We start from the raw sequence: 25,340 nt of genomic DNA on the forward strand, positions 1-25,340 counted from the left end.
GTGCTATTTGTAACTAACTAAGTTACATGAAACGCAACAGCCGACTGTCTTCCACCCTGCACATTCTCGTCCACATGGCGGAAGCGCCGGAGCGGGCGCTGACCTCCGAGCAGCTTGCCACCTTCATCCATACCAACCCGGTCGTCGTGCGCCGCACGATCGCCGGCCTGCGCGAGGCGGGCATCGTCAGCTCCTCGCGGGGCCATGGCGGCGGCTGGCAGCTCGGCCGCGCGCCGGAAGAGATTTCGCTGGCCGAAATCAGCGTCGCGCTCGGCGAGACGCTGCTGCCGTTCAGCACCGAGCCGGAAAGTCCCGGATGCCTGGTCGAGCAGGCGGTGATTGCCGTGCTCGACGATTTTCGCCTCGAAGCGGAAAGGCTGCTCGCCGAAAAGCTCAGCCACATCACGCTGGCCGACCTGACGGCCGATTTCCGCCGCCGCTACGACCTGATCGGAGTTTCGAGCCATGCACTATGATGTCATCGTCGTTGGCGGCAGCTTCGCCGGGCTCTCCGCCGCCATGCAGCCGGCGCGGGCGCGGCGCAAAGTGCTGGTGATCGATGCCGGCGAGCCGAGGAACCGGTTTGCCGGGCATTCGCATGGTTTTCTCGGCCAGGACGGACGCACGCCATCCGCCATTCTCGACGAAGCCAGGCGGCAATTGCTCGCCTACCCTACCGCCAGGATCATTCCCGGACGTGCTGAACGGGCCGCCATCACCGGAAACGGCTTCGAGGTCCGGACGGAGGATGGAGAGACATTCGAGGCGACGCGGCTAGTGCTCGCCACCGGCGTGCGCGACATCCTGCCGAATGTTCCGGGGCTGGCCGGCTTGTGGGGCAGGAAAGTGCTGCACTGTCCGTACTGCCATGGCTACGAGGTGGCCGGCGGCCCGCTCGGCGTGCTGGCAACCGGGCCGATGTCGATGCATCAGGCGGAGCTGATCTCGGACTGGGGCGCCGTCACACTTTTCGCCAATGGCCAGTTCGAGCCGGACGTCGACCAGAGGCGAACCTTGGAAAACCGCAACATCCTCTTCGAGCAGTCGAAGGTGATCGAGCTGCAGGAGAATGACGCAGGCGGGCTCGTCGTCCGGCTGGATGACGGTCGGAGCGCTGGTGTGCGGGCGGTCTTCACCGCGCCGCACAACGTGATGGCGAGCCCACTCGCCGAACAGCTGGGCTGCGCCTTCAACGAAGGCCCGCTCGGCCGGGCGATCGTGGTTGACGACAAGCAGCAGACGTCCGTGCCCGGTGTCTTCGCGGCCGGCGACGCGGCCCGGCTGATGCACAACATCGCTTTCGCGGTATCCGGCGGCGCCATGGCCGGGGTCGCCGCGCATCAATCGCTGGTCTTCGGCTAGGCCGCGGCGATGCTGAGCCGCGCCCCAGCCTGGCTGAGCGCGGCGGCGATGTCCGCCGGCGGCGGCTGGTCGGTGGCGAGTTCGGAAAAGCCGTCGAAGCCGCAGACCTGAACCAGCCCCTGCCTGCCGAACTTGGTGTGATCGGTGATGACCAGCGAGCGCTGGCCGCGCGACAGCACCATGCGGGCGAATTCGGCCTCCTCCAGCTCATAATCGGTGAGGCCGGCGACGGCATCGACGGCGCCGATGGAGATGACGGCGTGGCTGACCGAGAACCGGCTGACGAAATCGATCGCGGTGACGCCGAAGGCCGCGCCTGAATCGCTGCGCAGCTCGCCGCCTGCCATATAGACCTTGTTGCCGTTCACCGTCGCCAGCGTGCGGGCGATGTCGGACGAGTTGGTGACCACAGTCAGGCGGCGATGGCCAAGCAGCTCGCGCGCCAGGAACGAAGTGGTGGTGCCGGTGTCGAGCATGATCGACTCGCCGTCGCGGATGGTGGCCGCGACCATGCGGGCAATCAGGCGCTTGGCCTCGGCATTCTCGCGCATGCGGCGCTCGAACGGTGCCTCGCCGGCCATCGACGGCAGGCTGACGGCGCCATGCATCTTGAGCAACGCCCCGTCATCGGTGAGCGGTTTGACGTCGCGGCGAACGGTCTCCAGCGACACGCCGAGCCGCTCTGCCAGGCTGGCAATGGTGATGGTGCCCTCCTCGTTGAGGAGCCGCAGGATCTCGCCATGCCGTTTCGAGTGGATCATGTGGATGCCCAGGTTCTTGACCGATTCTAAGGCATTCCTAACGCTTTTAAAGAAATTGCTTCTATATTCGGGCAAAACACCCAAAAAAGGTCACAGCGCTTTATTGACAGCAATGTCTCGCTGGCGTGAGATTGACGAAGTGACAGGCTCGGAACTGCCCCGGGAGGACGATGGCAGAACCACAATCGACCGACCAGATCTTCTGGAACGTGCCTGGCGCGAGCTTTTTTCGAATCCGCGGGGGCGGATGCCGGGATCCTGAACCTGGCCAAGGGGCTCGTCGGTGCGGTGCGGGATATCGATCCCGGCGTCCCGCACCGACGAGGCTCCTCTGTTCTCTCATCGCTTTGTCGAAAACCGGCGCCTCGTCAAAAGCCGGCTGAAGCAGGAAAGGCTCCGTGAACGCCCCCGTGATCGCCGAAGACCGCATCCGCGCCCTGCCCTGCTGGAACGGCAGCATCGAGATCGAGCCGCTGCCGGGAGGCTTGAGCAACGCCAACTACGTGGTCACGGACGCCGCCGGGCGGCATGTCGTGCGCTTCGGCCAGGACTTTCCGTTCCACCATGTGTACCGCGAGCGCGAGGTGATGACGGCGCGGGCGGCACATGCGGCGGGCTTTGCGCCTGCCGTGCATTTTGCCGAGCCCGGCATTCTGGTGACCGCGTTTCTCGGCGCCCGGACCCTCCTTGCCGAGGATGTGCGCGCCGATCTCGGCCGCGTGGCGGCGCTGCTGCGCGGCTTCCATCGCGAGATGCCCAACCACGTCTCCGGCGCCGGCTTCATGTTCTGGGTGTTCCACGTCATCCGCGACTACGCCCGCACGCTGTACGAAGGCGGCAGCCGCAAGAGGGGCGAGCTGCCACGTTATCTGGCTCTGGCCGACGAGCTCGAACGGGCGCAGAAGCTCCTGCCGATCGTCTTCGGCCACAACGATCTTTTGCCGGCGAACATCCTCGACGACGGCAAGCGGCTGTGGCTGATCGATTTCGAATATGCCGGCTTCAACACGGCAATGTTCGATCTCGCGGGCGTCGCGTCCAATGCCAGCATGAGCGATGACGAGTCCTTCGCCTTCCTGACCGCCTATTTCATGAAGGAGCCGGATGGCGAGATCCGCCGGTCGCATGCCGCCATGCAATGCGCTTCGCTGCTGCGCGAGGCGATGTGGAGCATGGTCTCCGAGCTCTATCTCGACGCGCCCGGCATCGACTACGTCGCCTACACCGAAGAGAACCTGGTGCGGCTCGACGCGGCGCTGGACAACTACCGGACGAAATACGGGACCAAGCCATGACGTTGCCCAGCCATGCCGGGGTCGTCGTCATCGGCGGCGGCATCATCGGCTGCTCGACCGCCTATCATCTGGCGCGCGACCATAAGGCCGACGTGGTGCTGCTGGAGCAGGGCAAGCTGACCTCGGGCTCGACATGGCACGCAGCCGGCCTGGTCGGGCAGTTGCGCTCTTCGGCCTCGATCACGCGCGTGCTCAAATATTCGGTCGAGCTCTACAAGGGCCTCGAGGCCGAGACCGGGCTTGCCACCGGCTGGAAGATGACCGGGTGCCTCAGGCTCGCCACCAACGCCGACCGCTGGACCGAGTTCAAGCGGCTGGCGACGACGGCAAAAAGCTTCGGCATGGACATGCAGCTTCTGTCGCCGGCCGAGGTGAAGCGCATGTGGCCGCTGATGGAAACCGGCGACCTCGTCGGCGCCTCCTGGCTGCCGACCGACGGCCAGGCGAGCCCCTGCGACATCACCCAGTCGCTCGCCAAAGGCGCGCGCATGTACGGCGCGAAGCTCTACGAGGATGTGCGCGTCACCGGTTTCGAGATGAAGGACGGCCGCATCACGGCGGTGAAGACCGAGAAAGGCGACATCGCCTGCGACAAGGTGGTGAACTGCGCCGGACAATGGGCGAGGCAGGTCGGCGCGATGGCCGGCATCAACGTGCCGCTGCAGCCGGTCAAGCACCAATACATCATCACCGAGAAGATCGAAGGGCTCGCCAACGACGCGCCGACGATCCGCGATCCCGACCGCCGCACGTATTTCAAGGAGGAGGTCGGCGGGCTGGTGATGGGTGGCTACGAGGCGAACCCGCAGGCCTGGGCCACCGGTCATCCCGGAGGCGACGTGCCCAGCGACTGGGAGTTCCGCCTGTTCGACGACGATTACGATCACTTCGAACAGCATATGCATCAAGCGATCGAGCGCGTGCCCGCGCTGGCCGATGTCGGCGTCAAGCAGATGATCAACGGGCCGGAAAGCTTCACGCCTGACGGCAATTTCATCCTCGGCGCAGCACCGGAATGCTCCAACATGTTCGTCGGCGCCGGCTTCAACGCCTTCGGCATCGCATCGGGCGGCGGCGCCGGCTGGGTGCTGGCGCAGTGGGTGGTCGATGGCGAGGCGCCGCTCGATCTGTGGGTGGTCGATATCCGGCGCTTTTCCAACCTGCACCGCGACCGCGACTGGGTCCGCGACCGCACGCTTGAAGCCTATAGCAAGCACTACACGATCGGTTTCCCGCACGAGGAGTATCTCTCGGGCCGGCCGCGCATCGTCTCGCCGCTCTTTGAGCGGCTGAAGGCGCACCGCGCCGTGTTCGGCTCCAAGCTCGGCTGGGAGCGGCCGAACTGGTTCGCTCCCGACGGGATGGAGCCCGAAGACATCTATTCGATGGAGCGGCAGAACTGGTTTTCGCCCGTTGGCGACGAACACCGGCATGTGCGCGAGAAGGTCGGCATCTTCGACCAGTCCTCGTTCGCCAAATACGAGATGACCGGCACTGATGCGCTAAAGGCGCTCGACTGGATCTGCGCCAACGATGTCGACAAGCCGGTCGGACGGCTGACCTACACGCAGCTTCTCAACACGCGCGGCGGCATCGAGGCGGACCTCACCGTGGCGCGGCTTGGCGAGGACCGGTTCTACATCGTTACCGGCACCGGCTTCCGCACCCATGATATGTCATGGATCGGCGACCATATCGGCGAAGGTCTCGAGGCCAGGCTGAAAGACGTCACCGAGGAGTTCGGCACGCTGTCGCTGATGGGGCCGCGCGCCCGCGATGTGCTGTCGGCGGTGACGGACGCCGATGTCGCCAATGCTGCCTTCCCCTTCGGCCACGCGCGCGAGATCCAAATTGCCGGCCACACGGTGCGGGCGCTGCGCGTGACCTATGTCGGCGAGCTTGGCTGGGAACTGCATGTGCCGATCGCCGCCACCGGCGAGATCTTCGACGCGCTGATGGCGGCAGGAGAACAAGACGGCATCCGGCCGGTCGGCTACCGGGCGCTGGAATCGCTTCGGCTGGAGAAAGGCTATCGCGCCTGGGGGTCGGACATCACGCCAAACGACACGCCGCAGGAAGCAGGTCTCGGCTGGGCGGTGAAGCTTCGCAAGAACACCGATTTCGTCGGGCGGCGGGCGCTGGAGGCGGCCGCCGGTAAGCCGCTGACAAAACGCTTTGCCGGCTTCACGGTCGACGATCCGGATATCGTTCTGGTCGGACGCGAGACGATCCTGCGCAATGGCGAGCCGGTCGGCTATCTCACCAGTGGCGGCTACGGGTACACGCTCGCGAAGAACATCGGCTACGGCTATGTCCGCAACCCCGACGGCGTCGGCGACGATTTCCTTGCCTTGGGCGACTACGAGCTGGTGGTGGCGATGGAGCGCACGCCGGCAAAAATCCATCTCGAGCCGATGTATGACCCGGGTGGTGAGAAGATAAAGGCCTGATCCGCGGAAGGCAGGTCAGGCGACGCGCAGCACCAGGCCACGGCTCGGCACCGTGTCGGCCTCACCGGGCATCGAGGCGTAGGGCCGCGACTCCTCGACGCGCGTTATGACGCCCCGTTTCTCCAGGTCGGCGATGCGCTCGGCAAAGCCGGCCTGCCAGAGCGTGTTCTTCACCGTCAGCACGATGATGCCACCTGGACGGCAGATACGGATAAGCTCGTCCAGCCCCTCAACGCCGACATGGCCCGAGGTGAAGACGCCGGCCGAGACGATGCCGGCATAGGCGCCGTCGGCGAAGGGCAAGGCCGCGCCCAGCGCCAGGCGATGCAGCGCCGTATACACGCCTTTGGCGGCCGCCTTGTCCAGCATGCCTTGCGAGATGTCGAGCGCCTCGACTTGCGGGTAGCCGGTGATGGCCAGCCACTCGCCGATCAGGCCGGTGCCGGCGCCGGCATCGAGCACAGGCTCGGCGCCGCGCGGCAGATGGCGGGCGAGCAGCGCGAGACAGATCGTTGGGTGGCGATAACCGGCGGCCGACATGTCGGCGTCATAGGTCTCGGACCACCTGTCGTAGATCGCCGCCACTTCGTCCGGCCGGGTTGACGCATAGGCGGCGCTCAGCGCGCTGTTGTGCTTGCCGTCCGTCATTGCCCCTCCGCGCCCCTCCACCGATTCGCGTCCCCCATGGTAGCCAAGCGGCGAAAACTGTGGAACCGTTCCGCCATTAAAGATGGCGTGATGGTAAAGGGGGATGACGATGGACGACGCGCGCGCGGCGCTGGCCGCCATTCCAGCGCTGGCCGGTTATGACGGACCGCTGGAGCGGCTGGGTGGCCTGACCAACCTCGTCTACAGGGCGGGTGACATCTGCCTGCGCATTCCCGGCAAGGGCACGGAGGAATACATCAACCGCGCCAATGAGGCGGTCGCGGCGTACGAGGCGGCGAAGGCCGGCGTCAGCCCGGAGGTGCTGCATGTCGATGCCGCAAGCGGCATTATGGCGACGCGCTTCATCGCCGGCGCCGAGACGATGTCGCCGGAGAAGTTCAAAACGCGCAAGGGGAGCCCGGCCCGCGCGGGCGAGGCCTTCCGCAAGCTGCACAACTCGGGCGCCGTCTTTCCTTTCCGCTTCGAGCTGTTCGCGATGATCGACGACTATCTGAAGGTGCTGTCCACCAAGGATGTCGCGCTGCCTCCCGGCTATCACGACGTGGTGCGCGAAGCCGCAGTGGTGCGCGAAGCACTTGCCGCCCATCCGATCCAGCTTGCGGCCTGCCATTGCGATCCGCTCTGCGAGAATTTCCTCGATACCGGCGAGCGGATGTGGATCGTCGACTGGGAATATTCCGGCATGAACGATCCGCTGTGGGATCTCGGCGACCTCTCCGTCGAAGGCGGGTTCGACGTCGTCCAGGACGAAGAGATGATGCGCGCCTATTTCGGCGGCAAGGCGAAGCCGGCCGAGCGCGGCCGCATCGTCATCTACAAGGCGATGTGCGATCTTCTGTGGACGCTGTGGGGTCTGATCCAGCTTGCCAACAACAACCCGGTCGACGATTTCAGAGCGTATGCCGACGGACGCTTCGCCCGCTGCAAGGCGCTGATGGAGACGAAGGAATTCTCGCTCCATCTGGCGGCAATACGAGAGGGCTAGTTGACGCCCTTCGGGACGTTCTCCGGCGGAACCGCGGTTTCCACCACCTTCTGACGGTGGAAGATGAAGATGCCGGCGAGCACGACGATCGCCGAGCCGGCCAGTAAGCGCGGGCTGGGCATATCGCCGAAGAAGACCAGACCGAAGACAATGGCCCACAGAAGCAGGCTGTAATGCAGCGGCGCCAGCGTCGAGGCAGGCGCCAGCTTCAGCGCCCGGGTGATCATTAGATGGGCGGCGCAGGAGACGACGCCGAGCAAAAGCATGGCGCCGAAATCGAGCGCGGTGGGGGTTCGCCAGGCGCCGATGGTGAGAACGCCGCCGACAATCAGCGTGCCGATGGTCTGCCAGGTGACAAGTGTCGTGTCGCTCGTTCCACGCAAGCGCCGGCCGAGGATGATGGCGAAGCCGAAGGCGATGCTGCCGATCAGCGCATAGGTCGACGACAGCGAGAACGCCGCCGGCGAAGGCTTCAGGATGATCAGCACGCCGCAGAAGCCGACCAGGATCGCCAGCCAGCGGCGCCAGCCGACCTTCTCGCCGAGCAGGAGGTGGGAGAGCGCCGCGACATAGATCGGCCCGGCCATGTAGAAGCTCATCACGTCGGCGAGCGGCAGATAGACGACGGCGGCGTAGAAGAGCCCGGTGTCGAGCGTGGTTGCGACAACGCGCAGGAGCTGCAGCATCGGCTTCTCAATGTCGAACAGCTTGCCCGCACCCTGGCTGGCGATCATCGGGCCAAGCACGATGAAGGCGCCGATGGAGCGGATCAGCACCACCTGGCCGACGGAGAAGGAAGCAACCAGCCATTTGCCCATCGCGTCGTTGAGCGCAAACATGAAGTCGCCGGCCAGCATCAAAAGGATGCCGGCGAGCAGGACGTTCCTGATCGTGAAATTGCGGGCGAAGGACTGAGCCATGCCGGCTCCCTAGCCGCAAGCCGGCGATTTGACGAGCGAAATCCGGAGGAACCGGTAAGACCAGCGCCGGAAATCGGCTGGTTCTAGCCGGCCCTGTGCCGCCTGTTCACCTGTGCCGGGCGACCGGCGATCGACAGCCGCGTCTCCTGCTTCGTCCGTTCGGCAACCACCTTTCCCCTGGCGATGACGCAGAGACGCTCGGGGCGCAGGCGCACGGCCTCGATCGGGTTGCCGGCATCGAGTACGACGAGGCTGGCCCGCTTGCCGACCGCCAGCCCGAGGTGATCGAGGCCCATGATGGCGGCGTTGACATTGGTGACCATGTCGAAGCAGCGCGCCATGTCGGCGGGACTCGACATCTGGGCGACATGCAGGCCCATGAAGGCGACGTCGAGCATGTCGGCGGTGCCCAGCGAATACCAGGGGTCGAGCACGCAATCCTGGCCCCAGCCGACGCGGATGCCGAGCGCCAGCATCTCCTTCACCCGGGTCATGCCGCGACGCTTGGGGAAGGTGTCGTGGCGCCCTTGCAGCATGATGTTGATCAGCGGGTTTGGGATAGCCGATACGCCGGCCTCGGCGATCAGCGGCAGGAGCTTCGAGACGTAGTAATTGTCCATCGAATGCATGGAGGTGAGGTGCGAGCCGGCCACCCTGCCCTGCAGCCCGAGCCGCTGCGTCTCATAGGCGAGCTGCTCGATGTGGCGCGACAGCGGGTCGTCGGTCTCGTCGCAATGCATGTCGACCATCAGGCTGCGCTCGGCGGCGATCTCGCAAAGCTCCGTCACCGAGCGCGCGCCGTCGGCCATGGTGCGCTCGAAATGCGGGATGCCGCCGACAATGTCGACGCCCATGTCCAGCGCGCGGATGGTGTTTTCGCGCGCCGTCGGCGAGCGATAAAGCCCGTCCTGCGGAAAGGCGACCAATTGCAGGTCGATATGGGGCGCGACCGTCTTCTTCACGTCGAGCAGCGCCTCGACGGCGAGCAGCCGGTCGTCGCAGACATCGACATGGCTGCGGATGGCGAGCAGGCCCATCGACACTGCCCAGTCGCAATAGGCGAGCGCGCGGTCGCGCACGGCCTCATGCGTCAAAAGCGGCTTCAGCTCGCCCCACAGCGCGATGCCTTCGAGCAGCGTGCCCGACGCATTGATGCGCGGGATGCCGTAGGACAGCGTAGCGTCCATATGGAAATGCGGATCGACGAAGGGCGGCGAGACGAGATTGCCGCGCGCGTCGATCGCGGCACCCGCGGTGACATTGAGCTCGGGCTCGATGGCCACGATCGTCTCACCGGCAATGCCGATATCGGCAACCCTGCCGTCCGGCAGCGTGCCGCCGCGCACGATGAGGTCGAAATCCATCTGTCGTCGTCCCTCCATAGAATCGGCCGCTATCGTGGCCGAAAAGACATCCCGCCATAGCCACTTGCTTGTCTTGGCGGCGAACGGTTCCATCCGTCGGCAACACGCTCTATAAGCCGCCTCTCGCCCTCGTGGCGAATCCGAAATTCATAGCCATGGGATCGGCCGTTTGTTTCGTTTCTTCCGTTCGACGGAAAACCAGCGCCTCGTCGCGAGGCTGGTGAGGGAATCTTTCCGGGAGCACAAGTTCGGCTATGGCGCCGCTATTGTGTCGATGCTGGTAGTGGCCGCCATGACCGGCGCCAGCGCCTGGATCCTGCGCGAGATCACCAACGAATTCGTGATCTACAAGAGACTCGACCGCGTCAATATGATTGCGCTCGGGGTCGCGGTGATCTTCGTCCTCAAGGGCGTCGCCAATTTCGTCCAGGCCTATTTCATGAGCCGGGTCGGCAACGCCATCATCGCCGACCGGCAGCGCAAGATCTATGACCGGATTCTGGCGCAAGGCATCGAATTCTACCATTCGACCTCGTCGTCCGACCTGATCACCCGCATGACCAACAACGCGCAGGCCGCGCGCAGCGTCCTCGACCTGGTCGTCACGTCCTATGTGCGCGACCTGGTGACGCTCATTGTGCTGGTGATGGTCATGGTCTGGCAGCAGCCGGCGCTGTCCCTGATCTGCTTTATCGTCGGCCCGGTGGCCATTTATGGCATCAACCGCATCTTGAAGCGTGTCCGCAAGATCGCCCAGATGGAATTCCGCTCGCTCGGCCAGATCGTGCATGTGATGCAGGAGACGGCGATCGGCGTGCGCGTCGTCAAATCCTTCAATCTCGAAGGCGCGATGCGCAAGCGCATGCACAAGGCCGTGTCGGACGTGCAGAACCGCGCCAACAATATCGCCACGCTGGAAGCCGCCACCAGCCCGGTGATGGAAACGCTGGCCGGGCTGGCAATCGCCGGTGCCGTACTCGTCAGCGGCTTCCTGGTGCTGGAAGGCGGCCAGATGCCGGGCAACATCATGGCCTTCATCGCGGCGCTGTTGCTCGCCTATGAGCCGGCAAAGCGCCTGGCGCGCGTGCGCATTTCGCTGGAAACCGGCATCGTCGGCGTGCGCATGATGTTCCAGCTCGCCGACAGGCCGCTGACGCTGGCCGAAAAGCCCGACGCCAAGCCGCTGCAGCCGGGCCCGGGCGAGATCCGTTTCGACAACGTCAGCTTCGCCTATCCGGAAAGCCCGCCGGTGCTCGAGGGTTTCGACCTGACGCTGGCGGCCGGCAAGATGACGGCGCTGGTCGGGCCGTCGGGCAGCGGCAAGTCGACGATCCTCAACCTGATCATGCGCATGTATGATCCGCAGAGCGGCAAGGTGATGTTCGACGGCCAGGATATCTCCTACGCCACGCTCGATTCGCTCAGGCAGAAGATCGCCTATGTCAGCCAAGACACGTTCCTGTTTGCCGGCACAGTCATGCACAACATCCGCCTGGGGCGCGAGAGCGCGACCGACGAAGAGGTGATCGCCGCCGCCAAAGCGGCCAACGCGCACGACTTCATCAGCGCCATGGCGAAGGGCTACGCCACGGAAGTGGGCGAGAACGGCTCGCTGCTCTCCGGCGGCCAGCGCCAGCGCATCTCGATCGCGCGCGCCATGCTGCGCGACGCTGAAATCCTGTTGCTCGACGAAGCGACCAGCGCGCTCGACGCGGAGTCCGAGGCGCTGTTCCGCGACGCGCTTCAGCAGCTCACGGTCGGGCGCACGACGATCGTCATCGCGCACCGGCTCTCGACCGTGCACCAGGCCGACACCATCGTGGTGCTGGAAGACGGCAAGGTGCGGGAAAGCGGCCCGCACAAGAGACTGCTCAAGCAGGGCGGGCTTTACCAGAAACTTTACGAATATCAGCTGATGCCGTAGCGCCCTTCCCTTCTCCCTTGTGGGAGAAGGGGGAACCTTGCTTACTCCGGCACTTTCCTCACCGCCCCCTTATCGGCGCTGGTGGCGAAGGCGGCGTAGGCGCGCAACGCGGTCGTCACCTTGCGCTTGCGTATTTCTGCCGGCTTCCAGGCGTCCGCGCCCTTCGCCGCCATCGCCTTGCGGCGCGCGCCGAGCTCGGCCTCGCCGACGGCCAGATGGATCTTGCGGTTCGGGATATCGATCTCGATCGTGTCGCCTTCCTGGACGAGCCCGATCAGCCCACCTTCGGCGGCTTCCGGCGAGACATGGCCGATCGACAGGCCGGAGGTGCCGCCCGAGAAGCGGCCGTCGGTGATCAGCGCGCAGGCTTTGCCGAGGCCCTTCGACTTCAGATAGCTGGTCGGATAGAGCATTTCCTGCATGCCGGGACCGCCGCGCGGACCCTCGTAGCGGATGACGACGATGTCGCCCGCCTTGATCTCGTTGCCGAGAATCGCCTTGACCGCATCGTCCTGGCTCTCGAAGACGCGAGCCGGACCGGTGAACTTCAGGATCGACTCGTCGACGCCGGCGGTCTTCACGATGCAGCCGTCGAGCGCCAGGTTGCCTTTCAGCACGGCAAGGCCGCCATCCTTCGAGAACGGCGTCTTTGCCGAGCGGATGACGCCCGTCTCGCGGTTCGTGTCGAGCTCGTCCCAGCGGCGATCCTGGCTGAAGGCGACCTGCGTCGGCACGCCGCCTGGGGCGGCGCGGAAGAACTCGCGCACGTTCTCGGCCGAGGTGCGGGCGATGTCCCAATGGTCGAGCGCTTCGCCGAGCGTTGCCGTATGCACGGTCGGCAGGTCGCGGTTGATCAGGCCTGCGTCGTCCAATTGGCCGAGGATGGCCATGATGCCGCCGGCGCGGTGGACGTCCTCCATATGCACGTCGGCCATGGCCGGCGCCACCTTGCACAGCACCGGCACCTTGCGCGACAGCCGGTCGATGTCCTCCATTGTGAAGTCGACCTCGCCCTCATGCGCGGCAGCGAGGATGTGCAGCACCGTGTTGGTCGAGCCGCCCATGGCGATGTCGAGCGCCATGGCGTTCTCGAAGGCACCCTTGGTGGCGATGCTGCGCGGCAGCGCGCTGTCGTCCTCCTGCTCGTAATAGCGCTGGGCGAGATCGACGATCAGATGCCCGGCCTCGACGAACAGGCGCTTGCGGTCGGCATGGGTGGCCAAGGTCGAGCCGTTGCCGGGCAGCGACAGCCCAAGCGCCTCGGTCAGACAGTTCATCGAATTGGCGGTGAACATGCCGGAGCAGGAGCCGCAGGTCGGGCAGGCAGAGCGCTCGATGACCTTGACGTCCTCGTCGGAGATCTTGTCGTCGGCGGCGGCGACCATGGCGTCGACCAGGTCGAGCGCCTGCGCCTTGCCGGCCAGCACCACCTTGCCGGCCTCCATCGGACCGCCGGAGACGAAGACGGTCGGGATGTTGAGGCGCAACGAGGCCATCAGCATGCCGGGCGTGATCTTGTCGCAATTCGAAATGCAGACCATGGCGTCCGCGCAATGCGCGTTGACCATGTATTCGACGGAGTCGGCGATCAGTTCGCGCGACGGCAGCGAATAGAGCATGCCGTCGTGACCCATGGCGATGCCGTCATCGACGGCGATGGTGTTGAACTCCTTGGCGACGCCGCCGGCCTTCTCGATCTCGCGCGCGACCAGCTGGCCAAGGTCCTTCAGGTGTACGTGGCCCGGCACGAACTGGGTGAAGGAATTGACGACCGCGATGATCGGCTTGCCGAAGTCACTGTCCTTCATGCCGGTGGCGCGCCACAGGCCGCGGGCGCCGGCCATGTTACGGCCATGGGTGGTGGTGCGGGAACGATAGGCAGGCATCGCATTCCTTGCTGGCTGGCCGCGCCGGTGCGAGGCGGGCGCTGATCTTTGGTCGGCAGCGGTTATAGCCGTCACGGTGCCGCGTTGCCACAATTTTGCGCTGCGCCAGGAAGCCTGGTTGACCTCCCATGTTTGCTCGTATATAGCCAATTAGGTATATATCCATTTGGCTATGAAATATGAATCAGCTCGACGCCACCTTTGCAGCGCTTTCCGACCCGACGCGACGCGCCATCCTTGCACGACTCATCCAGGGCGAGGCCTCGGTGATGGAACTGGCCGAGCCGTTCGCGATGAGCCAGCCGTCGATCTCGAAACATCTCAAGGTGCTCGAGAATGCGGGACTGATCTCGCGCGGCCGCGATGCCCAGCGCCGCCCATGCCGGCTCGAAGCGAAACCCTTGGCCGAGGCCACGGAATGGCTGGAGCGCTATCGCAAGATCTGGGAAGGCAATTTCCAGCGGCTCGATGCGCTGCTCGGTGCCCTGCAAGCCAAGAAGAACCCGGGCGAGGCGGAACAATAGGCAAAGCCGGGCACATTCGGCCTATCGGAAAAGTCGCAGCCCGTGTCGGATCGAGGCCCGACCGAGCGTCCTTGGGTCCAGGAAACGCAAGCGGAAGAGGACATCGATGAGTACGACGAGACTGCCAGGCCCAACCGTGGCAACGCCGACCGTGACAACCCCCAGCGATCGCGAGGTCCGGATAACCCGCACGTTCGATGCGCCGCGGCCGATGGTGTTCGACTGCTGGACCATTCCGGAACTGCTCAAGGGCTGGCTGCATGGCCCGGACGGCTGGCGGCTCGAGATTTGCGAGATCGACCTCAAGGTGGGCGGCGCGGCGCGCTATGTCTGGCGCCACCGCGACGGGCAGGCAATGGGCATGAGCGCCACCTATCGCGAGATCGTGCGGCCGAGCCTGATCGTCGCCACGGAGCTGTTCGACGAAGACTGGACCGGCGGCGAGACGCTGGGAACGGTTGTGTTCACCGAAGTCAACGGCAAGACGCTGCTGACGCAGACGATCCTCTATGCTTCGCAGGCGGCGCGCGACGGCGCGCTTGGCACCGGCATGACCAGCGGCATGGCCGACAGCTATGCCCAGCTCGATGACCGTCTTGCGTCCCTACAGCATGGCGCCAAGGGGGCCGCCTGATCCCTCTCACGACAGAGCACGAAGGAGAAAACGATGCAGAAGATCACCACTTTCCTGTGGTTCGACGGCCAGGCCGAAGAGGCGATGAACCACTACATTTCGATCTTCCAGAATGCGAAGGTGCTGAGCCTGACGCGCTGGCCGAAGGGCCACCCCCTGGAAGGCAAGGTGCTGGTCGTTTCGTTCGAGCTCGACGGCGTGCCGTTCCTGGCGCTGAACGGCGGCCCGCAATACAAGTTCACCGAGGCGATCTCGCTGTCGATCGATTGCAAGACGCAAGCCGAGGTCGATCATTTCTGGGCAAGGCTTACCGAAGGCGGCGGCGAGCCCGGCCCTTGCGGCTGGCTGAAGGACAAGTTCGGCGTGTCCTGGCAGGTGGTGCCGGAACAGTTGCCGCGGCTGCTTCAGGATCCCGACCGGGCCAAGGCAGGCCGCGTCATGGAAGCGATGATGCAGATGGGCAAGATCGAGATCGGCAAGCTCGAAGAGGCGGCGAAGGGGTGAGGAGGCTTCCCCTTCCCGCCTTGCGGGAGAAGGGGAGTTGACGCTCACGCCGCCTTGTCGCGGACCTGGTAATCCTTGACCGCCGTGAAGCGGATCGCCTTCCAGCGCTCGGCTTCGTAGTTCAGCGAGAAAGCGTGCTGGGCAAGGAAGACCGGATCGTTGTCGAGGTCGCGGGCAATGTCGCCGCGATGGCCTTCGATGAAGCGCTGCACCTCCGCCCTGTCGTCGGCCGAAATCCAGCGGCAGACGGAAAAGCGCGACATCTCGAAATCCACGGGAAGCGTGTATTCGATGTTCAGCCGCTCCTTGAGCACATCGAGCTGCAGCGCGCCGACAACGCCAACGATCGCCGGCGACCCATCCTCCGGCGAGAAGAGCTGCACGACGCCTTCCTCGGCCATCTGGTGCAGCGCTTCCTTCAGCTTCTTGGCCTTCATGGCGTCGCCGAGGCGCACCCGGCGCAGGATTTCCGGGGCGAAGTTGGGCACGCCGCGGAACAGGATCTCCTCGCCCTCGGTCAGCGTGTCGCCGATGCGCAGCGTGCCGTGATTGGGGATGCCGACGACATCGCCGGCAAAGGCCTCGTCGGCGGTGACGCGGGTGCGGGCAAAGAAGAACTGCGGCGCCGACAGGCTCATCGGCTTGCCGGTTCGCACCAGCTTGGCCTTCATACCGCGCTCCAGCTTGCCCGAGCAGACGCGGACGAAGGCGATGCGGTCACGGTGGTTGGGATCCATGTTGGCCTGGATCTTGAAGACGAAGGAGGTCATCTTCTCCTCGGTCGCCTCCACCGTCCGTTCATCGGCTTCCTGCGCGCGCGGCGGCGGCCCAAAGGCGCCGAGCGCCTCGATCAGATCGCGCACGCCGTAATTGCGCAGCGCCGAGCCGAAATAGACCGGGGTCAGATGGCCCTCGCGGAAAGCGTCGACATCGAGAGGTCGGCACGCTTCCCGCGCGAGCTCCAGTTCCTCGATGAAGTCGTTGCGCTCGTTCTCCGGCAACAGCCCCGCGACGCGGTTGGAATCCGGGCCATGAACCGGCGTGCGTTCCTTCTCGTCGTCGCTTCTGCGCACGGCGTTCTGCGCCAGATGGTAGGTACCGGAGAAAGTCTTGCCGCGGCCGATCGGCCAGGTGACCGGCGCGGTGTCCAGCGCCAGCTTCTGCTCGATCTCGTCGAGGATCTCGAAGGGATCGCGGCTCTCGCGGTCCATCTTGTTGACGAAGGTGATGATCGGAATGTCGCGCAGGCGGCAGACCTCGAACAGCTTCAGGGTGCGCGGCTCGATGCCCTTGGCGGCGTCGATGACCATGACGGCGGAGTCGACCGCCGAGAGCGTGCGGTAGGTGTCGTCGGCGAAATCTTCGTGGCCGGGCGTGTCGAGCAGGTTGAAGACGTTGTCCCCATACTCGAAGGTCATCACCGAGGTGACGACGGAAATGCCGCGCTCGCGCTCGATCTTCATCCAGTCGGACCGCGTCTGGATGCGGTCCTTCTTAGCCTTGACCTCGCCGGCAAGCTGGATAGCGCCGCCGAACAGCAGCAGCTTTTCGGTGAGCGTGGTCTTGCCGGCGTCGGGGTGGGCGATGATCGCGAAGGTACGGCGGCGCGATACCGCCTGTTCGATGTCTTCTGCCAAGTCGTGGAATCCTGTCTGTGGCGCGGGCTTCTAGCAGCGCTTTCCCGCGCTGTCGACGGTTTTGGCCGGACCGGTTCTGCGCCGGGAAGCCGCCATTGGCCAGGAATCACGGCTCGTCAGGTCGCAATTCGATCGCTGTATCCCCTGCCGAACCTGGTGGCTGACCAGATCTCCACGCGGCTGATGCCGATGTCACGCAACAGATGATCCGGCAATTCGTCCAGCCACACGCGGTCCCTGCGAATACGCAAGGTGCGCGCAACGGTTCGTCTGGCTGAACGCCACGCCTCGATGCTTGCGGCCAACAGGCGTCCGGGCGCAGGCCGATTGGTGATGCGTTGTTGCCAAAAAAGTGTCATGTCGTTCTCCCTTCGATTGACCGATAGAAATGGGAGGGCCAACGGCTGACCCTCCCAAAGGGATCGCCGATAAGAGGTGAGGACGAATCGTGGTTGCGGCCGATAGGCCGACGACCCATCCTCCCCATCAGGCGGCGTATGCCGTCGTCGGATCGAACAGGCGCTTGACCTGCGTGATCTTGGTTGCCGGGAAGCCGCTCATCTTGGCGTGGCGCTGGATGATCGCCTCATCCTTGGCGAGGTAGACGCAAAAGGTCTTGTCGTCCGTCACGAAGGATTCCACCCACTGGATGTCCGGGCCGAGCTCGGCGAGAACGGCATTCGAGGCCTTGGAGGCGTCGCGAAGCTGCTCGCGCTCGAAGGTGCCAACCTTGGGAATTTCCCGTTCGATGATGTATTTGTGCATTTCACAATCTCCTTGATCTGGGGTTCAAATGCCCTCTGGACGCCCGACCAGGTCGGGTGCCGGTGACATCCCTGGGGCCGCTGAGCTAAACTGCAGCTTGGCTCGCCAGGCAGATGGAGAATTACGGAAGAGGCGGCCAACAGTCCTTACGTCGCTCTTATCTTGTTCTGATCCTTCGCCTATTGCCGATACAGGGATTGCTGCCGATGGGAATCTATCGCTTCGGTGACTTCGAGCTTAACGAAAACTCTCGCGCCCTTCGTCTCGCCGGAAGCGAGATCGAGGTGCAGCCCCTGGTCTTCGATTTCCTCGCCATTCTGCTGCGGCACCAGGACCGGGCCTTGAGCAAGAATGAGCTACTCGAAACGCTCTGGCCGGGCGTGACGGTAACCGAGGCTTCGCTGCAGCGCGTCGCGAGCCTTGCCCGTAGCATACTTCGCCAGGGCGGCATGGAGACGGCGCTGCGCAACCTGCCCCGTTTCGGCTACCGCATCTGCCTCGACCAGTTGGCCGCTTCGGAAAACGGGCCGGCTCGGGCCGATGGCGGCGACAAGCTGTCGAGCCCCGGCTCAGCAATCCTGTCAGCACGCACAGCCGTTGCAGGCAGAAAATGGTACGAGGCCGCAACGTCCTTCGCCAAAGCGGATGCCGTCGGCGAGCTGCTGACGGCCGATCTCGAAGAATGGGCATTGGCGCTGGAATGCATGGGGCGGCCGGCCGAAGCCATTCCACTCCTGGCGCGCGCGGTGACGGAATACGGTGTCGCCGGCGAGCGCCTGCGTGCTGCGTCCCCGGCAATCACCCTTGCCAAGATCCATCTGGAAAGAGGTGAGCTAGCCGTCGCAAAGGGCTGGCACAAGCGTGCTGCGCAACTGATCGATACCGCCGCCGACAGCAGGGAGCACGGCCTGTGGTGCTGGATGGGCGCGCGCATCATGGGCGCGGAAGCCGAGCCCGAGCAGGCGCTTGCACTCGCCGAGCAGGCGTTCGAGGTCGGCAGGCGGCTCGAAGACCCGGTCGTGGAGTCGCTCGGGCTGATCTATCGTGGCTTCTTCAAGCTCTGCCTTGGGGAAACCAAGTCCGGACAGGAAGATCAGGATTTTGCAGCCGCGCTTGGTCTTTCCAGCGACGTGGACCCGATCGTCGGCGGCATCCTCTATTGCAACATTCTCTGGGCCTGCAGGAATTTCGGCGACTGGTCGAGAGCCAACCAATGGACGTTTGGTTACGAAGACTGGTGCAGAGGACACGGGCTGGAAGACCTGTCGGGCTCGTGCCGGCTGCACCGTGCCGAGGTGCTCGGCGTTCACGGCACGCTGAAGGAGGCCGAGGCGCTGGTGCGGGCCGCGCTCGACCAGCTTGCGCTCGATGCGCCCTGGGCGACGGGTGACGCGCTGCGCGTGCTGGGTGACATTCATCTCGCCGCGGGCGATTTTGCCGAGGCTGAGACAGCCTATCGCGCATCCCATGCCGCGGGCTGGGACCCGCAGCCCGGCCTTGCGCTGCTGCAGCTCGAACAGGGGCAGGCGGAGGCCGCTTTCAGCGCTCTTGAGCGCTCCCTGGCGGGGAACGGCTGGCCAACCCTGCAGCGGCGAGGCACGGTCCTTGCCACTCTCGCCAAGGTAGCGGCGCGCACCGATCGACGCGAGCGTGCGAAAGAGGTCATAGTCGAATTGGAGACCCAGCCGCAGCGCTGGCCGATGGCCTCCATCCGGGCGCTGACCGCTGAGGCCAAGGCAGAGCTTTTGATACAGGAAGAACGCCTGACCGAGGCTGCTCGGGAGCTGCAGGCAGCATGCTCGCGCTGGAGTGAGGTCGGCTCGCCGATCAATGTCGCCGACGCCAGGCTTTCGCTCGCGGCGCTGCTCATTCAGCTCGGCGATCGGACCGGCGCGGAGCTGGAGCTCGCCACCGCGCTGGCGGCTGCAAAGAAGGTCGACTCCGCACGACTCATGCGGCGCTGCGAAGAGCTGGAGGGTCTGCTTGCGGGGACCCAGAAAATAGCGACGGGCATCGTGCAGGCGCTTCGAGCTTGAGGTCTGGCCAGCGCGGTGGCATGACGGGATAAATCTCCTCCGAAGGTCCAGCATGAGCAGCGCAAAACAAGTCGTCGTCATCGGCGCCGGCATCATCGGCGCTTCGATCGCCTGGCACCTGACGAAGGCCGGTGCGCGGGTGACGGTGGTTTCGGAAAGCGGCGCCGGCGGCGTCGCCACCCCCAACTCCTTCGCCTGGATCAACGCCAGCTGGGGCAATCCGGAAGTGTATTTCCGGCTACGCACTCGCGCCATGGCCGAATGGAAAAGGCTGGCGAAGGACGTGCCCGGGTTGCCGCTCGCCTGGTGCGGCGGCCTGTGCTTCGACCTGCCGGCGGACAGGCTGGAGGCCTATGCGGCCGAGCATTCGTCATGGGGCTACGGCATCGAGCGGGTCGGTCGTGAGCGCGCCGGCGAGATCGAACCCAACCTCGTCGAGCCTCCGGATTTCGCCGTCTACGTTGCGGAGGAAGGCGTGGCTGAGCCAGCGGCAACCGCCAAGGCACTGCTGGCGGATGCAGAGCGGCTCGGTGCGCGGGCGATGACCGGCACAGTGGAGAGGCTGAAGTTCGTCAACGGAAGGGTCAGCGGCGTGGTCGTGGCGGGCGAAACCATCGACACCGACGAGGTGGCCGTTGCAGCCGGCACCGGTACCCCGGCCATTGCTGCAACAGCCGGCATCAAGCTGCCGCTCGACACACCGCCAGGCCTCATCGTGCATTCGCGCCCCTACAGGAAACTGCTCAACGGGCTGGTGCACGCGGAGAAACTGCATATGCGCCAGACGGCCGAGGGCCGCATCATCGCCGGCTCGGATTCCGCCGGCGGCGATCCGGGCGAAAATCCGGCAGCAACCGCTCGCGAATTGTTCACGGTGACGAAGGCAGCTTTGCGCGACGCAGGCGGGCTGGAGTTCGATTTCCACACCGTCGGCTACCGCCCTATCCCGGTCGACGGTTTTCCGATCATCAGCCGCGCCGGAGGCGTCGGCGGCCTCTACATCACCGTCATGCATTCCGGCATCACGCTGGCTGCAGCGGTCGGCTTGTTTGCCACCCGTGAAATCCTTGAAGGCGAGCGCGATGCGCTGCTGACGCCTTACGGGCTGGAGCGTTTCGCTCAATAACCCCGCGGACGGCGAAACCCGCCGGCAAACGGCGCCATCGCCGCAGCGATGCCGAGCAGCCTCGCCTCCGACCATCGCTTACCGACAAGTTGCAGGCCGATCGGCAAGCCGTTGCTGTCCTGCCCGCAAGGGAATGCAAGCGCCGGGTGGCCGGAATAGTTGAAGACCGCGCCATAGGCCGGCAGCATCCAATAGCTCTCATCCTTGCCGTTGACCTTGAGCGGGCTGTCAGGCTTGCAATGCGCAAAGGCCGTGGTCATGGCGACCGGACAGAGCAGGGCGTCGCAGCTTTCGAAGAAGCTCTCCCAGGCGAGGATCGACCGGTCGCGGCGGGCAAGCGCCGCGAACCAGCTCGACACCGGCGTCGGTTGCTCGGGCGGTTCCGGCTGCGCCGCCTCCAGCATCATGCCGATCAGCCTGCCGCCCTCGGCGAGGTCGTCGTGCAGGTCGAGCCCGGGCAATTTCGCTTCCTCGACGCTGGCACCGGAGGATGCCAATTGCGAAGCCAGGCTTTCGACGGCAGCGCTGATTTCGGCAGCGACCGGAAAGCCGGGGAAGGTGCTGGCGAAGGCGATGCGCAGCGATTTCAGCTCGAGCCTCGGTGTCGGGTCAACCGGCATCGGCGCCAGATCGGTGTCGGCTCCGTCCGGCCCGGCGATGATCCGGTAGGTCAACGCCAGGTCCTCCGGATCGCGAGCAATCGGGCCGACACAAGACATCAAGCGGACACTGCGCGGAATGCCGCCCGGATCGGGGAAAGCGCCGGCCAGCGAGACACGATTCTCGGTCGGCTTCAGGCCGTAGACGCCGCAGAAGGCAGCCGGCAGGCGGATCGAATCCTGCATGTCGGTGCCGACTTCGAACGGCGTCATGCCTGCCGCGACCGCCGCCGCGGCGCCACCGCTGGAGCCCCCCGCCGTGCGCGACGGATCCCAGGGGTTGCCGGTGCGGCCGAACAGCGGATTGTCCGACTGCCAGTCACCCAGCATGGTGGCGACATTGGTCTTGCCGACCAGCACGGCGCCCGCCGCCTTCAACCGGGTAACGACCGGACTATCCTTCCTGGCCGCATAGCCGGCAAAAGGCGGGAAGCCGGCCGTCGACTTCATCCCGGCAGTCTCGTGCGCGTCCTTCAGCGTGAAGGGTACACCATGCAGCGAGCCGAGCGTGTCGCCGCGCGCCACTGCGGCGTCAGCTTGCCTGGCGCGCTCGCGCGCGCCCTCCCGGTCAAGGATGACGACGGCATTGATCGCCTCGTTGTGTTTGTCGATCTGGGCAAGGTGCGCATCGAGCGCCTCGACCGCCGAGATTTTTCGGGTGGCGATCGCAGCGGCGAGTTTGGTGGTTGAGGAGAAGGCGATATCCAACGTCAATGCTCCAGCTTGGCCGCGCCGCCCGGCATGAAATGGCGGATTGGCGAGCGGCTTCAAGCCAAGTTCAGCATTCAAGGCTGGGTGGCGCTTGATCGAAATTGCGCTGCAGAGCTCTGCGAGGTCAGCGCTGGCCCCTCTGTGCCGCGAACTAACCTATCTTCATTGCCTAAATGGCCAGCGCCAGTTTGGCGACAGCCGGCGCGAAGGGACGGATCGCCATGCCACCGACGGTCATGGTGACGAAGCTCGACGGCGGGATTGCCTGCCACTCGCCGCCGTCGCGGTCGAACGGCTCGGACACCACGCAGCGACCGCCATTGCGGAAGACGGAGGTGTAAAGCGTGGGTGCATGGTCATCGGTGGCGTAGCGCACGGCATGGAGCGCCTGGCCGTCCGAGAAGGCGGCGGTGAGTTTCAGGGAAGGCTCGAAACCGGCCCGGCGCGACGTCTCGAGCACCCGGCTGGTGGCGCGCGACACCGCGCCCTGGGGGTCGGCCGACAGACCCTCGTCGATCATCAACAGGAAGAAGAGTTCGGAATCGGTGGTGCCTTCGCGCTGGTCGAAGACTGCGTCGGAGAGCGAGTTCTCGAGCGCGCGGCGGATTTTTTCGAAGCCGCCGATCTGGCCGTTATGCATGAAGGACCAGCGGCCGGAAATGAAGGGATGGCAGTTCATGCGGCTGGTGGCGCCGCCGGTCGAGGCGCGCACATGGGCAAGGAACAGGCCGGACTTGATCTGCCGGCAGAGGCTTTTCAGGTTGGGATCGGACCAGGCTGGCAGTATGTCGCGATAGAGGCCGGGCTCGGGCCGGTCGCCATACCAGGCAAGGCCGAAGCCATCGCCGTTGGTCGGCGACTTGGCCTCCTGGGCGCAATGGCTCTGGGCGATCAGCGAATGGCAGGGCGCGGTGACGATGTCTTCGAGGAAGACCGCTTCACCGAGATAGGCCGCCCACCGGCACATCGCATTCCACCATTTATCGGGCGCGATCCATCAGAGCCGTCGGCTCCTTGACCGCATGTGAGCCTCTGTTGTGCGTGCGCTCGTAGAGCTCGCGAACGATTCGGCTGGCCGTAGTCTCAAACAGAAATGGCAAGAAAGCGTGAACGAGCGCGGCACCCGCGGCCATCGACAGGCGGGAACAGAACCAGGCGGCAAAGGCCATATGGCCGAAATAGGTCTCGCCCACCTTGGCCGGGTGAGACGTGAAGAGCGCTGTGAGCCGTGTCGTCATGATGGTCCCTCCTGCCGGGATGAGCCCCGATTCTGTGTATGCTGCCATGGGGCGAAGGTTCATTGGTCTCAAATTGTCCTTGTATCGAAGCCAATTTTGGGACATTTGTCCCACGATGTCCCTTGAACTCGATGCGATTGATCGAAGATTGCTGGCGGAGCTCCAGCGCGACGGCACGCTTTCCGTCGACCAGCTGTCAGAGCGCGTCGCGCTTTCGCGCAACGCCTGCTGGCGGCGCGTCAAGCGGCTGGAGGAGGAGGGCATCATCACCGGACGCGTGGCGCTGGTCGATGCCGACAAGATCGGGCTCGGCCTCTCCGTGTTCATCCTGATCCGGACCTCGAACCACGACCCGGACTGGTTGCAGAAGTTCCGGGCGGCGGTGACCGGCTTTGCCGAGATCACAGGCGTCTACCGCATGTCCGGCGATCTCGACTATGTGCTGAGGGCCCGCGTCGCCGACGTCAAAGCCTATGACCGGCTCTACCAGCGGCTGATCGCCAAGGTGCCGCTGTCGGACGTCTCGGCCTCCTTCGTGATGGAAGAGATCAAGGAGACGACCGTAGTTCCGGTAGAGCTGCGCTGAGACCGGCGGAACCACGCCGAAAGAAAGACGTTGAAAGGCTTGCAGCCGGGTTGACTGAATCGGCACTCGCGCCGATAGGAATGGGCTCATGCGCACCGCTGTCTATCCTTCCTCCGTCATCGGCCCCGCCGTCGGTTTCGTCAGGCTTCCGCATGGCGAGGGCTTGCCGCTGCCTGCCTATGAAAGCGCTGGCGCTGCCGGCATGGACCTGCGGGCCGCGGTGCCGGAGGATCGGCCGCTGCTCATCCTGCCGGGAAAGCGCGCGCTGGTGCCGACCGGACTGATCCTGGAAATCCAGGAAGGCATGGAAGGCCAGGTGCGGCCGCGTTCCGGCCTTGCCTTCAAGCATGGTCTGACCGTTCTCAACACGCCCGGCACCGTCGACAGCGACTATCGCGGCGAGGTGAAGGTGCTGCTCGTCAATCTCGGCGACGAGGATTTCGCGGTGACCCGCGGCATGCGCATCGCGCAGATCGTCTTTGCCGCGGTGACGCAGGTGGCCAGCGAGGAACGGTCGCTTGCCGGCGGCACGGCGCGCGGCGCCGGCGGTTTCGGGTCGACCGGCACGGCCTGATGCAAGTTCCAAAGCTGGTCATCTTCGACTGCGACGGGGTTCTGGTCGATACCGAGAACCTTGCAAACCGGCGCCTCGCCGAATGGCTTTCCGGGGCCGGCTTTCAAACCACATTCGAATATTGCCGCAAGCATTTTTCCGGGCGCAGCATGGCCTCGGTGCAGAAAGAGATCGAAGCGGAGACCGACGTCAGGCTCGGCGCCGATTTCGTCGAGCGCTGGAATGCCGGCCTGCCTGACCTGTTTGCGCATGGCGTCGAGGCGATCCCCTATGTGCGCGACTTCATCGAGAAGGTGCGGGCCGCCGGCATCGCCTATTGCGTCGCCTCCTCGGCGCGGGTGTCGAAAATGCATATCACGCTCGGGCAGACCGGCCTGCTGCCGCTGTTCAAGCATGCCATGTTCTCCTCGACCATGGTCAGCCGCGGCAAGCCGTTCCCGGACCTGTTCCTCCATGCCGCAACGACGATGGGCTTCGCGCCGGCCGATAGCATCGTCATCGAGGACAGCGTCGCCGGCACGCAGGCAGGTATTGCCGCCGGCATGCGCGTCTTCTCCTACCATGCCGATCCATTCTCCGACCCAAATGGCCTGGCCGCGGCCGGCGGCATATTGTTCGACGACATGCGGGAACTCGCCGGGCTGGTGCCGATCCACTGAGTTCATTTCTGCCTGAAGGCCCGGCTGTGCGTTTCGAAAGTCCGTGCTAGAGCGGTTCACCGTTTCACGGA

Annotated in this window: 25 protein-coding genes; 14 read left to right on the forward strand and 11 right to left on the reverse strand. The window is 64.9% G+C overall.

The genetic code is table 11. The features are described 5' to 3' along the window. Positions 1-26: 26 nt before the first annotated feature. Together EN853_RS03365 and EN853_RS03370 are read left to right on the forward strand one after the other, a co-directional pair. Positions 27-476 (forward strand): Rrf2 family transcriptional regulator, encoded by a 450-nt coding sequence (locus EN853_RS03365; RefSeq protein ID WP_127857851.1) that lies wholly within the window; start codon positions 27-29, stop codon positions 474-476. Further along, positions 466-1,362 carry an NAD(P)/FAD-dependent oxidoreductase gene (locus tag EN853_RS03370; protein ID WP_127857852.1) on the forward strand — a complete coding sequence of 299 codons (897 nt, stop codon included), beginning with the start codon at positions 466-468 and terminating at the stop codon, positions 1,360-1,362. The genes EN853_RS03365 and EN853_RS03370 overlap by 11 nt, the downstream gene beginning before the upstream one ends. Here the strand turns inward: EN853_RS03370 and EN853_RS03375 are convergent. Further along, positions 1,359-2,123: a DeoR/GlpR family DNA-binding transcription regulator gene (locus EN853_RS03375; protein WP_127857853.1), complete on the reverse strand. Its 765-nt coding sequence runs from the start codon at positions 2,121-2,123 to the stop codon at positions 1,359-1,361. The two genes, EN853_RS03370 and EN853_RS03375, sit on opposite strands and share 4 nt — an antisense overlap. Positions 2,124-2,533: 410 nt before the next feature. Between EN853_RS03375 and EN853_RS03380 the strand changes: the two genes are divergently transcribed. Both EN853_RS03380 and EN853_RS03385 read left to right on the forward strand, forming a co-directional pair. Next, entirely contained in the window at positions 2,534-3,418 is an 885-nt protein-coding gene (locus EN853_RS03380) for a phosphotransferase family protein (protein WP_127857965.1), read from the forward strand. Further along, positions 3,415-5,868 carry an FAD-dependent oxidoreductase gene (locus EN853_RS03385; protein WP_127857854.1) on the forward strand — a complete coding sequence of 818 codons (2,454 nt, stop codon included), beginning with the start codon at positions 3,415-3,417 and terminating at the stop codon, positions 5,866-5,868. The genes EN853_RS03380 and EN853_RS03385 overlap by 4 nt, the downstream gene beginning before the upstream one ends. A gap of 15 nt (positions 5,869-5,883) precedes the next feature. Here EN853_RS03385 and EN853_RS03390 read toward each other — a convergent pair whose 3' ends face one another. Next, a complete protein-coding gene (locus tag EN853_RS03390; RefSeq protein ID WP_127857855.1) occupies positions 5,884-6,516 on the reverse strand; it encodes a class I SAM-dependent methyltransferase in 633 nt (210 codons plus the stop codon). Between the two features lie 103 nt (positions 6,517-6,619). Between EN853_RS03390 and EN853_RS03395 the strand changes: the two genes are divergently transcribed. After that, positions 6,620-7,522, forward strand: coding sequence for a phosphotransferase family protein (locus EN853_RS03395; RefSeq protein ID WP_127857856.1), 903 nt, complete (start codon positions 6,620-6,622; stop codon positions 7,520-7,522). Here EN853_RS03395 and EN853_RS03400 read toward each other — a convergent pair. Further along, positions 7,519-8,442 carry a DMT family transporter gene (locus EN853_RS03400; protein WP_127857857.1) on the reverse strand — a complete coding sequence of 308 codons (924 nt, stop codon included), beginning with the start codon at positions 8,440-8,442 and terminating at the stop codon, positions 7,519-7,521. The genes EN853_RS03395 and EN853_RS03400 overlap by 4 nt on opposite strands. An 83-nt stretch (positions 8,443-8,525) precedes the next feature. Further along, positions 8,526-9,806, reverse strand: coding sequence for an amidohydrolase family protein (locus tag EN853_RS03405; RefSeq protein ID WP_127857858.1), 1,281 nt, complete (start codon positions 9,804-9,806; stop codon positions 8,526-8,528). A 169-nt stretch (positions 9,807-9,975) separates the two neighbouring features. Here EN853_RS03405 and EN853_RS03410 point away from each other — a divergent pair, with 169 nt between their 5' ends. Beyond that, the gene (locus tag EN853_RS03410) at positions 9,976-11,730 is read left to right on the forward strand and encodes an ABC transporter ATP-binding protein (RefSeq protein WP_127857859.1); all 1,755 of its coding nucleotides are present in this window, start codon (positions 9,976-9,978) and stop codon (positions 11,728-11,730) included. A 41-nt stretch (positions 11,731-11,771) separates the two neighbouring features. On the opposite strand, the gene ilvD is transcribed toward EN853_RS03410, so the two are convergent. After that, the gene (ilvD, locus tag EN853_RS03415) at positions 11,772-13,616 is read right to left on the reverse strand and encodes a dihydroxy-acid dehydratase (protein WP_127857860.1); all 1,845 of its coding nucleotides are present in this window, start codon (positions 13,614-13,616) and stop codon (positions 11,772-11,774) included. A 179-nt stretch (positions 13,617-13,795) separates the two neighbouring features. Here ilvD and EN853_RS03420 point away from each other — a divergent pair, with 179 nt between their 5' ends. From EN853_RS03420 to EN853_RS03430, 3 genes are all read left to right on the forward strand, one after another. After that, entirely contained in the window at positions 13,796-14,140 is a 345-nt protein-coding gene (locus tag EN853_RS03420; RefSeq protein WP_127857861.1) for a metalloregulator ArsR/SmtB family transcription factor, read from the forward strand. A gap of 106 nt (positions 14,141-14,246) precedes the next feature. After that, complete coding sequence (locus tag EN853_RS03425) at positions 14,247-14,774, forward strand: SRPBCC family protein (protein ID WP_127857862.1); 528 nt, start codon at positions 14,247-14,249, stop codon at positions 14,772-14,774. 33 nt (positions 14,775-14,807) lie between these two features. After that, positions 14,808-15,278, forward strand: a complete 471-nt coding sequence (locus EN853_RS03430; RefSeq protein WP_127857863.1) for a VOC family protein — start codon at positions 14,808-14,810, stop codon at positions 15,276-15,278. Between the two features lie 44 nt (positions 15,279-15,322). Here the strand turns inward: EN853_RS03430 and EN853_RS03435 are convergent, their stop codons facing one another. The 3 genes from EN853_RS03435 to EN853_RS03445 form a co-directional block, all read right to left on the reverse strand. Next, entirely contained in the window at positions 15,323-16,915 is a 1,593-nt protein-coding gene (locus tag EN853_RS03435; protein WP_127857864.1) for a peptide chain release factor 3, read from the reverse strand. A 116-nt stretch (positions 16,916-17,031) separates the two neighbouring features. Further along, positions 17,032-17,274, reverse strand: a complete 243-nt coding sequence (locus tag EN853_RS03440; protein WP_127857865.1) for a DUF1127 domain-containing protein — start codon at positions 17,272-17,274, stop codon at positions 17,032-17,034. A gap of 127 nt (positions 17,275-17,401) precedes the next feature. After that, positions 17,402-17,680: a DUF4242 domain-containing protein gene (locus EN853_RS03445; protein WP_127857866.1), complete on the reverse strand. Its 279-nt coding sequence runs from the start codon at positions 17,678-17,680 to the stop codon at positions 17,402-17,404. Between the two features lie 206 nt (positions 17,681-17,886). Between EN853_RS03445 and EN853_RS03450 the strand changes: the two genes are divergently transcribed. Further along, positions 17,887-19,716: a winged helix-turn-helix domain-containing protein gene (locus EN853_RS03450; RefSeq protein ID WP_167524357.1), complete on the forward strand. Its 1,830-nt coding sequence runs from the start codon at positions 17,887-17,889 to the stop codon at positions 19,714-19,716. 52 nt (positions 19,717-19,768) lie between these two features. After that, positions 19,769-20,842, forward strand: coding sequence for an FAD-binding oxidoreductase (locus tag EN853_RS03455; RefSeq protein WP_127857868.1), 1,074 nt, complete (start codon positions 19,769-19,771; stop codon positions 20,840-20,842). Here EN853_RS03455 and EN853_RS03460 read toward each other — a convergent pair. From EN853_RS03460 to EN853_RS03470, 3 genes are all read right to left on the reverse strand, one after another. Continuing rightward, positions 20,836-22,209 (reverse strand): amidase family protein, encoded by a 1,374-nt coding sequence (locus EN853_RS03460; RefSeq protein ID WP_127857869.1) that lies wholly within the window; start codon positions 22,207-22,209, stop codon positions 20,836-20,838. The two genes, EN853_RS03455 and EN853_RS03460, sit on opposite strands and share 7 nt — an antisense overlap. A gap of 172 nt (positions 22,210-22,381) precedes the next feature. Then, positions 22,382-23,179, reverse strand: coding sequence for a class II glutamine amidotransferase (locus tag EN853_RS03465; protein WP_127857870.1), 798 nt, complete (start codon positions 23,177-23,179; stop codon positions 22,382-22,384). 13 nt (positions 23,180-23,192) lie between these two features. Beyond that, a complete protein-coding gene (locus tag EN853_RS03470) occupies positions 23,193-23,450 on the reverse strand; it encodes a DUF6356 family protein (protein WP_127857871.1) in 258 nt (85 codons plus the stop codon). Between the two features lie 115 nt (positions 23,451-23,565). Here EN853_RS03470 and EN853_RS03475 point away from each other — a divergent pair, with 115 nt between their 5' ends. The 3 genes from EN853_RS03475 to EN853_RS03485 all read left to right on the forward strand — a co-directional run bounded on the left by EN853_RS03475 (position 23,566) and on the right by EN853_RS03485 (position 25,269). Further along, the gene (locus EN853_RS03475; RefSeq protein WP_127857872.1) at positions 23,566-24,036 is read left to right on the forward strand and encodes an Lrp/AsnC family transcriptional regulator; all 471 of its coding nucleotides are present in this window, start codon (positions 23,566-23,568) and stop codon (positions 24,034-24,036) included. 88 nt (positions 24,037-24,124) lie between these two features. Then, entirely contained in the window at positions 24,125-24,610 is a 486-nt protein-coding gene (gene dut / locus EN853_RS03480; RefSeq protein ID WP_127857873.1) for a dUTP diphosphatase, read from the forward strand. After that, entirely contained in the window at positions 24,610-25,269 is a 660-nt protein-coding gene (locus tag EN853_RS03485; RefSeq protein WP_167524358.1) for an HAD family phosphatase, read from the forward strand. The genes dut and EN853_RS03485 overlap by 1 nt, the downstream gene beginning before the upstream one ends. Positions 25,270-25,340: the final 71 nt, after the last annotated feature.

The sequence above is a fragment of the Mesorhizobium sp. M1C.F.Ca.ET.210.01.1.1 genome (genome assembly GCF_004791585.1).
In the GTDB taxonomy this organism is placed as follows: Bacteria; Pseudomonadota; Alphaproteobacteria; order Rhizobiales; family Rhizobiaceae; genus Mesorhizobium.